The organism is Kitasatospora sp. NPDC048286, assembly GCF_043201735.1.
GTDB lineage: Bacteria > Actinomycetota > Actinomycetes > Streptomycetales > Streptomycetaceae > Kitasatospora.
The window spans coordinates 236,950-247,636 of record NZ_JBICZE010000011.1; the positions used below are offsets into that span (position 1 = coordinate 236,950).

Annotated in this window: 9 protein-coding genes; 5 read left to right on the forward strand and 4 right to left on the reverse strand. The window is 75.1% G+C overall.

All coding sequences use genetic code 11. The features are described from left to right. Positions 1-14: 14 nt before the first annotated feature. From ACGF13_RS26350 to ACGF13_RS26360, 3 genes are all read right to left on the reverse strand, one after another. Complete coding sequence (locus ACGF13_RS26350) at positions 15-1,358, reverse strand: DUF418 domain-containing protein (RefSeq protein WP_392879361.1); 1,344 nt, start codon at positions 1,356-1,358, stop codon at positions 15-17. Between the two features lie 186 nt (positions 1,359-1,544). Beyond that, on the reverse strand, positions 1,545-2,348 hold the full coding sequence (locus ACGF13_RS26355) for a hypothetical protein (protein ID WP_392879363.1): 804 nt from the start codon (positions 2,346-2,348) through the stop codon (positions 1,545-1,547). Between the two features lie 80 nt (positions 2,349-2,428). Continuing rightward, positions 2,429-2,998, reverse strand: coding sequence for a PadR family transcriptional regulator (locus ACGF13_RS26360; protein WP_392879365.1), 570 nt, complete (start codon positions 2,996-2,998; stop codon positions 2,429-2,431). A gap of 105 nt (positions 2,999-3,103) precedes the next feature. Between ACGF13_RS26360 and ACGF13_RS26365 the strand changes: the two genes are divergently transcribed. Next, complete coding sequence (locus tag ACGF13_RS26365) at positions 3,104-3,586, forward strand: nuclear transport factor 2 family protein (protein ID WP_392879368.1); 483 nt, start codon at positions 3,104-3,106, stop codon at positions 3,584-3,586. Between the two features lie 145 nt (positions 3,587-3,731). Beyond that, a complete protein-coding gene (locus ACGF13_RS26370) occupies positions 3,732-4,469 on the forward strand; it encodes a hypothetical protein (RefSeq protein ID WP_392879370.1) in 738 nt (245 codons plus the stop codon). A 55-nt stretch (positions 4,470-4,524) separates the two neighbouring features. Here the strand turns inward: ACGF13_RS26370 and ACGF13_RS26375 are convergent, their stop codons facing one another. Further along, positions 4,525-5,133 carry a histone deacetylase gene (locus tag ACGF13_RS26375; protein ID WP_392879372.1) on the reverse strand — a complete coding sequence of 203 codons (609 nt, stop codon included), beginning with the start codon at positions 5,131-5,133 and terminating at the stop codon, positions 4,525-4,527. Between the two features lie 520 nt (positions 5,134-5,653). Here ACGF13_RS26375 and ACGF13_RS26380 point away from each other — a divergent pair. The 3 genes from ACGF13_RS26380 (at position 5,654) to ACGF13_RS26390 (ending at position 10,562) form a co-directional block, all read left to right on the forward strand. Further along, positions 5,654-9,646, forward strand: coding sequence for a Pls/PosA family non-ribosomal peptide synthetase (locus ACGF13_RS26380; protein WP_392879375.1), 3,993 nt, complete (start codon positions 5,654-5,656; stop codon positions 9,644-9,646). An 89-nt stretch (positions 9,647-9,735) separates the two neighbouring features. Continuing rightward, entirely contained in the window at positions 9,736-9,948 is a 213-nt protein-coding gene (locus ACGF13_RS26385; protein ID WP_392879377.1) for a DUF4287 domain-containing protein, read from the forward strand. A 29-nt stretch (positions 9,949-9,977) separates the two neighbouring features. Beyond that, positions 9,978-10,562: a short chain dehydrogenase gene (locus ACGF13_RS26390; protein ID WP_392879380.1), complete on the forward strand. Its 585-nt coding sequence runs from the start codon at positions 9,978-9,980 to the stop codon at positions 10,560-10,562. Positions 10,563-10,687: the final 125 nt, after the last annotated feature.

A 10,687-nucleotide genomic window follows, 5' to 3' on the forward strand; every position in this document is an offset into this window, starting at 1 on the left:
TTCATGTGCGGTCCCTAGCGGCGCGGCACCGCCGCCGTGGTGGCCCGGTGCACCAGGGCCTCCAACGGGCCGCGGCGGAAGAACCGCCGCCACAGCACCGAGCCCACCAGGGCCGCCACCGCGAACAGCGCGTACGGGACGAGGGACTGCGGCGCGTGGCCGAAGCCGCCCGGGCCTTCGCCGAGGAACCGGCTGGTGATCACGTCCTGGACGAAGTACCAGGTCATCGCCATCGAGCCCATCGCGGCCGCCGGCCACAACACCCTTTGCCACGGGCCTCGTTCGGTCAGCAGGAGCAGCGCGCCGAGCAGGGCGAGGCAGACGCCGACCAGCCAGAGGATCTGCAGCGCGCTGTACTCCGCGATGCCCGGGCCCGGCTTGGACATCGCCCACAGCTCCGCCCACGGGACCTTCGGCATCGGCGGCAGCTCCGGCAGCTCCGGCGGCACGTCCGGCAGCGCGCCGTCAGCGGGCAGCGCCGGCATCGGGGGCATCGGCGGCGGGGCCATCAGCTCGGCCTGGAACCGGTCGATCGCCGCGCCGAGCCCCAGCGGCCCGAGCACCAGCCACGACGCCAGCCAGCCGCCGGCCACGATCCCCGCACCGGTGAGCGCCATCCGCACCCGCACCGCGCGCTCGCGCAGGTCGAGGCGGCCGATCGCCAGGCCGGCCAGCAGCAGCGGCAGCGCGTAGAAGGTGTCCACGTTGAACACGTACGACTGGAACACCGCGAGCCAGTCGCCCGGGTGCGCCAACACCGCCAGGCCCTGCGGCAGTTCCGGCGCGCCCGGCCCCACCTCGGGCAGGAAGCCCCAGCCCCGGCCGTGGTTCGCCCGGGCGATCTGGAACACCGGCGCCGCCACCGCGAACACCCCCGCCGCCGCGAACAGCAGGCGCGCCCGCATCCGCGTCCACGGCAGCAGGAACAGCAGCCAGCCGGTGTAGGCGGTGATGATGTTGGGCGTCCCGGACACCTGTTCGAGGCCCAGGCCCAGCAGGAGCAGCGCCCCGGCCCGTACGGCGATCCGGCCACGGGCCCGGCGCAACGCCGTCCCGGCGAACGGCCGTGCGCCGCCGGTCATCAGCGCGACGGACACGCCCGCCAGCAGGAAGAAGACGCTGCGGGCGCGGGTGTCGAGGAACCCGTTCAGCCACTCCAGCACCCCGGGCCAGTCGTGCCCCGGCGGGGTGGGCTCCAGCCAGCCCGTCGGCACGAAGTGCATCCACACCATCCCGAGGATCGCCAGGGCCCGCAGCACGTCGACCGCCGGCAGGCGCCCGCCCGGTGACCCCTCCCGCGCGCGCCCCCGGCGTCGGGCGGCCTTCGGCGCGCGCCCCGCCATCGGTTCGGTGATCACGGCAACTCCTTCGAACGACATCAAGGAGCCGCCACGCTAGGAACGCGGTATCAGCCCGCCCTTCCCGGAACATGACCGTTGTGTCACAGAGTCGTTGTGTCGCGGAGCCGTTGCGTCACAGGGCCGGGTGGTCGCGGCGGGGCCGCCCGGCGAACTGCCGTCCGGCCCCGCCGTGGTGGGACAAGGTCAGCGGCGCGGGCCGGCGACGAGGTCGCTGAGGCGGACCACGGTGATGTCGAGCTGGCCGTGCCCGTCCTCCCAGCCCGCGACGGCTTCGCAGCCCTCGTCCTCCAGGCCGTACGCCGTGGCGTCCTGCGCCAGGGGCATCAGGCCCTCGTCGCCGTCGGTGCAGAAGAATCCGAGGTGGGCGCGGAGCCCGGGGTGGGGTATCGCGGCCAGGGCCTCCTCCCAGTCCTCCTCGGGCTCCGCCGAGAAGGGCGTCAGCTCCTCGGGGGTGCGGCCGGTGCCGAGGGCGGCGCGCAGGGCGTCCAGGAGGGTGCCGTCGCAGACGAGCCGGGCGAAGTGGACGCTCCAGGCGCCGGCCAGGGCGGGGGAGGCGAGGTCGACGCCGTACCGCTCGGCCAGCGCGCCGAGGTCGGCGCCGCGCACGAGGGCGCGGGTGAAGCAGGCGGCCTCGACGGCGGCGGCGAAGCCCTCCGGCAGGTCCGCCCGCGGCGCGTCGGACGGCCGGAACTCGAAGAGCGACCGGCTCGCGTCGAAGTCCGGGGTCCGCTCGGCCTCGTCGAACAGGTAGAGGTCCGCGGCGACCGGGCGCTCGCCGCGCAGCGCGGCCGGGTGCACCCAGGCGGCGTCGCGTTCGAAGCCGGACTCGTCCATCAGGTTGCCGCTGACGCGGGCGGCGTAGACGGCCTTCGGGTCGTACTCCTCCAGCGGCCGGCCGAGCAGGACGGCGAAGGCCCCGGCGAGCCGGCGGTCCCAGTCGGCCTCCGGCGCAGGGGAGTTCACGGGTGCGGTGAGGTCAGTGGTCATGGCGGCACCGTAGCGGCGCCCGCCGACAGCGCCGCGCCCCGCCGTCCGGCTGCTGTTCGGTGCCGCGTCTGCGCGGGGGCTCACCGCCCCGAACGGGCGGCCTGCCGCTCGCGCAGCACGGCGATCGCCTCCCGGCACCAGTCCCGGTTGCCGCGCTCGAAGGCGAGGCCGCGCAGGCAGGTCAGGTACGGGCCGATCCGCCCGCCCTCGCGCAGGAACTCCCGTTCCTCGCGGCCCGCGCGCATGGCGTGCAGCATCCGCTCGAACAGGTCCACCTTGGCCTGGGCGAACTCGGCCCGCTCGGCGAGCTGTTCGACCAGGACGTCGGGGTCCAGCCGGTCGGCGGCGCGGACCTTGACCATCAGGTCGTCGCGGACGAAGGACGGCTTGGCCGAGGCCGCGGCGAACGCCTCCAGTTCCGCCAGCCCCGCGTCCGTCACCTTGAACAGCCGCTTGGTGGGCCGGTTCTCCTGGACGACCTCGCGCCCGGTGACCAGCCCGTCCTTCTCCAGCCTCGTCAACTCGGCGTACAGCTGCTGGGGTTGGGCGTACCAGAAGTTCGCCACCCCCAGGTCGAAGGCCTTGGCCAGGTCGTAGCCGCTGGTCTCGCCGTCGAGCAGCGCGGCCAGTACGGCGTGCCGCAGTGCCATCGCCCCGTTCTCCTTCCCTCGCCCGTCTACCGCCCGTCAGGTCTGCCATGGTAGTCATGAATCTGAGTAGTCACATCCATGACTGTCCAACCGGGGAGTGAGCCCATGACCGCCACCGACACCGGCACCGCCACCGACACCTCCACCGCCCTCGCGACCGCCGCCGCCGAGCGCTTCCGCGCCGCCGTCGAGCGCCGCGACCTCGCCGCGCTGGACGGCCTCTTCGCCGACGACATCCGCCTGTACAGCCCCGTCAAGTTCGCGCCCTTCGAGGGCAAGGCGATGGTGCTCGGCCTCTTCGGCGTGCTGCTGCGCGTCTTCGAGGACTTCCGCTACGTCGGCGACCACACCGGCACCGCGCAGACCAGCGCGGACGGCGGCGAGGCGCCCTCGGCCGTGCTGGTGTTCCGGGCGGTGGCGGGCGGCCGGGAGATCCACGGCATCGACCTGCTGCACGTCGACGAGCAGGGCCTGATCAAGGAGTTCACGGTGATGGTCCGTCCGCGCTCCGCCGTGCACGCGCTGGGCGAGGCGGTGCTGGCCGGGCTGGTCGCCGACGGCCTGGTGCCCGCGCCGCCCGCCGGCTGAGCCGCCCCTACTGCTCCGGTACGGGGCTGTTGCCGTTCGCGGACACTCTCGCGGGCCCCGGTCGGGCATGATCATGCTCCCCGGGGCAGCGGGGCAGCGGGGCAGCGGGGCAGCGGGGCAGCGGGGAAGCGACGGGGGAGGCGTGATGCGACGGACGGTCCGGGGCGGGTACGCGGCGGCGGCGGTGGTGCTGGCGCTGGGGGTGGCGGCCTGTACGGGGCAGGGCGGCGGCGGGCAGGCGCCGCCGGCCACCGTGCCCGCCGCGTCCGCGGCGCCGACGGCGCCGACGGCGCACCCGGTGGTGCTGCCCGAGCCCGCCCCGGCGTCCAAGCAGTGGATCGTGGACGAGCTGCGCACGATGGACCTCAGCGACAACCCCTGCTCCGCGCCGTCGTTGGCGAACCTGGTCGTGCTGGACGACGACGACGGCCGGGACCGGGCGGACGTGCTGTGGCCCCTGGACGACTCCTACCTGTGCCTCGCTTCGATCACCCGGGTCGACGGCGCGCTGTCCAGCGAGGTCACCGGCGACCGGGTCGCGTCCCTCACGGCCCGGCGCCAACCGATGATGATCGGCGACTACCGGCGGCTGGTGCTCCTCGCCTTCTTCCCCGGCGACGTCGGGACGGTCGAACTGCGGGGCGACGACCTCCACCTGTTCGGGCCGGTGCACCAGCGGCTGCTCGACCTCGGCGGCGGGAAGGCGGTGACCGTCGTCCACTACGGCTACGCGAAGCCCGCACCGGCCGCGGGCGACCCGCAGGCCCCGCAGCAGTCCCCGCAGTCGGTCCCGCCGGCGGCCCACACCCCGGGATCCGCCTACCTCCAGCCCCAGTTGTGCCCGTCGCGCATCGAGCCGTGCCGGGTCGCCGAACAGGGCTGAGCCCGGGCAAGGGGCCCGGGGAAGGGGAAGGGGCCGGGGGGAAGGGGCCGCCGGCTCAGTCCAGCACCGCCGCCACCGTCCGCGGCGTCCAGTGCCCCGCCGCGCCCGGCCGGGTGGCGAGGTAGCCGGCCGTGCGCCAGGGGCCCCAGCCGTGGGACTCGGCCAGCCCGGCGGCCAGGGTGCGCAGGTAGGGCGGGGTGGGGGCGTTGAGCTCGGCGCCGGCCACGCCCCGGGCGGAGGTGAAGGTCAGCAGCGGGTGCCCGGCCGACTCGCCGACGCGCAGCAGGGTCTCGTAGCGTCCCGGGCCCAGTTCGGCGCGCCCGGTGGCGATTGCCGCGGTGAGGTCGAGGTCGGCGCCGGGGGAGCGGCGCATCTCCTGGGCGGCGATGTCGCTGAACTGACTGACCGTCACCAGGTAGGAACGGCACGGAACTTCACCGGTCCCGGCGGGGTCGTAGAAGGCCGAGCCGCCGCCCCAGGTGAGCGAGCGCCCGGCGAAGTAGAGCGTGCCCGGCAGTGCGGTGGCCACCGTCCGGCGCGGCGGGCTGGGGTCGCGGCTGCCGGGCTGGGCGTGCGCGGCGCCGTCCGGGCGCCCGCCGCGCAGGTAGCAGGCGAGGCGGGCGGCGTGCAGGTTCGAGGCGTACGCCACGTACCAGACGAGCATGCTCCCGTTCCGGCCGCCGGCACTCTTCCGGGGGCCGCCGTCTTCAGTGGAATCCCAGCCGGAGCGGCCTTTTCCCGGGCCGTTCACAGCGAGGCTCCGCGGTGCGGGGTGCGAAAGACTCCCACATGAAGATGTGAAAACCGTGAACAGCCTGATGATCCGACCAGAACCCCCCGATTCGGCGGTGTCCCCCTCACTACCTGTACCGTTCCGGTCGCCATGGCGTTCATCACTCTTCCCGCTCCCGTCGCGCTGCTCCGGTATTCGGCGATTACTCTGCACCAGCGAAAACGAGCGAAAACCCGCGAAATGTCATTCGATTCATACCGTCGTCGCTCCATTGCGGCATCGATGATGAGAATTTCCTTTGATCGAATCCTCGCTGCATCCAGCCGACTCCCAGCAGAGTCATGGTGAGTGGGCGCTCTCCCGCGGGTGACCACCCGTCACCCGTCAACCCGACACCACACCCGTACACCCGTACGCGCCCCCAGGACCCCGGAGCCAAGGAAACCCATCCATGGACGCACGCCCCGACACGGCCGGCCCAGGCACACTGCACCGCCCCCACCAGGGCCCCGCGGCCGGCTGGCCGGTGGCCCAGGCCGCCCACCCCCGCAGCCTGCTCGACGTCATCGCCGCCACCGCCGACGCCCATCCCCACGCGCCCGCGCTCGACACCGGCGACACCGTCCTCGACTACCGCGCCCTGCTCCACGAGGTCGACACCCTCGCCGGACAGCTCGCCGGCCACGGCATCGGCCGCGGCGACCGCGTCGGGGTCCGCATCCCCTCCGGCACCGCCGACCTCTACACCGCCATCCTCGCCGTGCTGCGCTGCGGTGCCGCCTACGTCCCCGTCGACGCCGACGACCCCGACGAGCGCGCCGAGATGATCTGGCAGGACGCCGCCGTGTGCGCCGTCCTCGGCCCCGGCCGCGCCCTGCACGCCGGCCCCGCCGCCCACCCGTCGGGCCGCCCCGCCTGGCCCGCCCCCGCCGACGACGCCTGGATCATCTTCACCTCCGGCACCACCGGCCGCCCCAAGGGCGTCGCCGTCACCCACCGCAGCGCCGCCGCCTTCGTCGACGCCGAGGCCCGCCTGTTCCTGCAGACCCGCCCGCTCGGCCCCGGCGACCGTGTCCTCGCCGGCCTCTCCGTCGCCTTCGACGCCTCCTGCGAGGAGATGTGGCTCGCCTGGCGCCACGGCGCCTGCCTCGTCCCCGCCCCCCGAGCCCTCGTCAAGGCCGGCACCGACCTCGGCCCCTGGCTCGTCACCCGGCGCATCACCGCCGTCTCCACCGTCCCCACCCTGCTCGCCCTGTGGCCGCAGGAGTGCCTGGACGCCGTGCGCCTGATCATCGTCGGCGGCGAGGCCTGCCCCGCCGAACTCGTCGAACGCCTCGCCGTCGAGGGCCGCGAGTTCTGGAACACCTACGGCCCCACCGAGACCACCGTCGTCGCCACCGCCGCCCGCATGCTCCCCGGCCGGCCCGTACGCATCGGCGCCCCCCTCGACGGCTGGGAGATCGCCGTCGTCGACCAGGCCGGCCACCCCGTCCCCTGGCACGCCACCGGCGAACTGCTCATCACCGGCGTCGGCACCGCCCGCTACCTCGACCCCGCCAAGGACGCCGAGAAGTTCAGCGCCCACCCCGCCCTCGCCTCACCCCGCGTCTACCGCAGCGGCGACCTCGTCCGCAACGACCCCGACGGCCTCGTCTTCCTCGGCCGCGCCGACGACCAGGTCAAACTCGGCGGCCGCCGCATCGAACTCGGCGAGATCGACGCCGCCCTCCAGGCCCTGCCCGGCATCCGCGCCGCCGCCGCGGCCGTCCGCAAGACCCCCGCCGGCGCCGACCTCCTCGTCGGCTACCTCGTTGCCCACCCCGGCACCACCCCCGACCTCACCAGCGCCCGCCGGCACCTGCTCGAACGCCTGCCCGCCCCGCTGGTGCCCGTCCTCGCCCTCGTCGACTCCCTGCCCACCCGCACCTCCGGCAAAGTCGACCGGGGCGCCCTGCCCTGGCCGCTCGCCACCACCGCAACCGCCTCCGCCACCTCCTCGGCCGAGACCCTCGACGGCACCGCCGGCTGGCTCGCCGGCCACTGGGAACGCCTGCTCGGCACACCCCCCGGCCCCGGCGACGACTTCTTCGCCCTCGGCGGCTCCAGCCTCACCGCCGCCCACCTCGTCTCCGACCTGCGCACCCGCCACGGCGGCGTCTCCGTCGCCGACCTGTACGCCCACCCCGTCCTCACCGACCTCGCCGCCTACCTCGACACCCTCACCCCCACCACCCCACCCGAGGCCACCGCCGCCACCGCCGCCACCGCGGCCGTCCGCGCCCGCACCGTACGCCGCACCCCCCGCAGCGCCGGCCTGTGGCAGACCCTGCTCCTGCTCGGCATGTTCTCCCTCGCCGGACTGCGCTGGATCCTCGTCCTCATCGCCCTCGACAACCTCACCGGCAGCCACCTCGCCTGGGCCCCCCACAGCTCCTGGTGGCCCGTCGCCGCCGGACTCCTCCTCCTCTACAGCGCCCCCGGCCGCACCCTGCTCGCCGCCGCCGGCGCCCGCCTGCTCACCGCCGGCATCCGCCCCGGCAGCCACCCCCGCGGCGGCCACGTCCACCTGCGCCTGTGGGCCGCCGAACGCCACACCGCCATGTTCGCCACCGCCGCCCTCGCCGGCACCCCCTGGGCCCCCCGCTACGCCCGCGCACTCGGCTGCCGCGTCGGCCCCGGCGTCCAACTCCACACCCTGCCCCCCGTCACCGGCCTCGCCCGCCTCGGCGCCAACGCCTGCGTCGAACCCGAAGCCGACCTCGCCGGCTGGTGGCTCGACGGCGACACCCTCCACGTCGGCCACCTCGACATCGGCGAAGGCGCCCGCATCGGCCACCGCGCCACCCTCATGCCCGGCGCCCGCATCGGCGCCCGCGCCGAGATCGCCCCCGGCTCCTGCGTCACCGCCACCGTCCCCCCGGGCGAACACTGGACCGGCTCCCCGGCCCGCCCCGCCACCGACGCCCCCACCGACTGGCCGTCAGCCCCGGCCCCCGTCTCCCGCGGCTGGAACCTCGCCTACGGCGCCGGCTTCGCCGTCCTCGGCCTCGTCCCCATCCTCGCCGCCCTGCCCGCCCTGTTCATCGTCTACCCGATGATCGACACCGACACCACCCTCGCCGGCGCCCTCGTCCGACTCCTGCCCGCCACCATCCCCCTCGCCGCCCTCACCCTCGCCTGCTACGCCACCCTCATAGCGCTCCTCGTACGCCTCCTCTCCCGCCCGCTGCGCCCCGGCTTCCACCCCGCCACCGGCCGCGTCGCCTTCTGCGCCTGGGCCGTCAGCCGCCTCAGCGACACCGCCCGGCGCACCCTCTTCCCCTTCTACGCCAGCCTCTTCACCCCCGTGTGGCTGCGCCTGCTCGGCGCCCGCGTCGGACGGCGCGTCGAAGCCTCCACCGTGCTCGCCCTGCCCGGCCTGATGCGCGTCGACGACGGCGCCTTCCTCGCCGACGACACCCTCGTCGCCCCCTACGAGCTGCGCGGCGGCTGGCTCCACCTCGGCCCCTCCCACGTCGGACGCCGCTCCTTCGTCGGCAACTCCGGCATCGTCGGCCCCGACCGCCACCTGCCCGCCGGCTCCCTCGTCGGCGTCCTGTCCGACACCCCCGCCCACGCCCCCGAAGGCTCCTCCTGGCTCGGCCGCCCCGCCTTCGCCCTGCCCCGCGTCGCCGACACCGGCGCCGAAGGCCGCACCTACAACCCGCCCCGGCGCCTGATGTGGGCCCGCGCCGGCGTCGAACTCTGCCGACTGCTGCCGATCGTCCTCGCCGCCCTGCTCGGCGACCTCGTCCTCGCCGCCCTCCAGGAACTGCGCGACGACTACGGACTCGGCACCGCCCTCGCCGCCGCCGGACTCGTCCTCACCGCCGCCGCCGTCGTCGCCTGCGCCGTCACCACCGCCGCCAAATGGCTGCTCGTCGGCCGCTTCCGCGTCGCCGAACACCCCCTGTGGTCCTCCTTCGTGTGGCGCAACGAGCTCTACGACACCTTCGTCGAGGAACTCGCCATGCCCTTCGGCGGCCACACCATCACCGGCACCCCCTACCTCAACGCCTGGCTGCGCAGCCTCGGCGCCCGCATCGGACGCGGCGTGTGGTGCGAGACCCACTGGCTGCCCGAGACCGACCTCGTCACCGTCGAAGCCGGCGCCAGCGTCAACCGCGGCACCGTCCTGCAGACCCACCTCTTCCACGACCGGGTGATGCGCCTGGGCCCCGTCCACCTCGCCGCCGGCTCCACCACCGGCCCGCACTCCATCGTCCTGCTCAACTCCACCCTCGGCGCCGGCACCACCGTCGGCCCCGCCTCCCTCGTCATGCGCGGCGAGAACGTCCCCGGCGCCACCCGCTGGCTCGGCAACCCCGTCGCCGCCTGGAACGCCGACCCCACCCCGCCCGCCGGCCGGCGCCGCGGCCGCGGCCGGGCCACCGCCGGGGTGTGACCGGGATCACCCTTCGGGGGCGATGAGTTCGCGGTGCGGTCACGGTCTACCCCCGTGACCGCACCGCGCTTTTCGAGAGGACCACGCTCATGACCGCCGCCGCCGTGAAGGGCCCCGCCTCGTACTTCCCGTCCATCGAGAAGAAGTACGGCCGCCCGATCGAGGAGTGGAAGGACCTCATCCGCACCTCCCCGCTCACCAGGCACATGGAACTCGTCGCCTGGCTCAAGGCCGACCACGGCCTCGGCCACGGCCACGCCAACGCCCTCGTCGCCCACACCCTCGCCGAAAAGCCCGCCTGAACGGGCCGGTCGCTGTGATGATCGTCGGCATGAAGGTACTTGTGATCGGAGCCGGCGGAACCCTCGGAAGCGCCGTCACCCACACCCTGGAGACCACCCACCAGGTCGTCCGGGCCTCGCGCAGCGGCCCGGTGACCGTCGACCTGGAGGACCCGGCCACCCTCGACACCCTCTTCGCCGACCTGCCCGACCTCGACGCCGTCGTCAGCTGCGCCGCCTCCGGCCCGATGGTCGACCTCGCCTCCGTGACGGACGAGGAGTTCCTCGCCGGAATGCGGGGCAAGCTCCTCGGCCAGATCGCCCTGGCCCGGCGCGCCCAGCACCACCTGCGCGACGGCGGCTCCATCACCCTCACCGGCGGCAACTTCGCCACCCCGCTGGCCGGCGCCTCACTCGGCGCCACCGTCAACTCCGCCCTGGAGGGCTTCGTCCGCAACGCCGCCGCCGAACTGCCGCGCGGCCTGCGGATCAACGTCGTCAGCCCCGGCTGGATCGCCGAGACCCTGCAGCGCCTCGGCATGGACCCGGCCGGCGGCACCCCCGCCGCCGACGTCGCCCGCGCCTACCTCACCGCCGTCGAGGGCCCCGCCCAGGGGCAGACCCTGCGGCCCTGAACCACCCTCCCCGGGGGGGGGGGGGGGGGGGGGGGGGGGGGGGGGGGGGGGGGGGGGCCGGGGGGGGGGGGGGGGGGGGCCGCCCCGCCCCCCCCCCGCCCCCCCCACGGGCCCCCCCGGGCCCG

Excerpts from the sequence above, each read along its gene's own strand:
- ACGF13_RS26370 (WP_392879370.1), top strand. The coding sequence starts at position 3,732 with ATGCGACGGACGGTCCGGGGCGGGTACGCGGCGGCGGCGGTGGTGCTG.
- ACGF13_RS26385 (WP_392879377.1), top strand. The coding sequence starts at position 9,736 with ATGACCGCCGCCGCCGTGAAGGGCCCCGCCTCGTACTTCCCGTCCATC.
- ACGF13_RS26360 (WP_392879365.1), bottom strand. The coding sequence starts at position 2,998 with ATGGCACTGCGGCACGCCGTACTGGCCGCGCTGCTCGACGGCGAGACC.
- ACGF13_RS26365 (WP_392879368.1), top strand. The coding sequence starts at position 3,104 with ATGACCGCCACCGACACCGGCACCGCCACCGACACCTCCACCGCCCTC.
- ACGF13_RS26355 (WP_392879363.1), bottom strand. The coding sequence starts at position 2,348 with ATGACCACTGACCTCACCGCACCCGTGAACTCCCCTGCGCCGGAGGCC.
- ACGF13_RS26375 (WP_392879372.1), bottom strand. The coding sequence starts at position 5,133 with ATGCTCGTCTGGTACGTGGCGTACGCCTCGAACCTGCACGCCGCCCGC.
- ACGF13_RS26390 (WP_392879380.1), top strand. The coding sequence starts at position 9,978 with ATGAAGGTACTTGTGATCGGAGCCGGCGGAACCCTCGGAAGCGCCGTC.
- ACGF13_RS26380 (WP_392879375.1), top strand. The coding sequence starts at position 5,654 with ATGGACGCACGCCCCGACACGGCCGGCCCAGGCACACTGCACCGCCCC.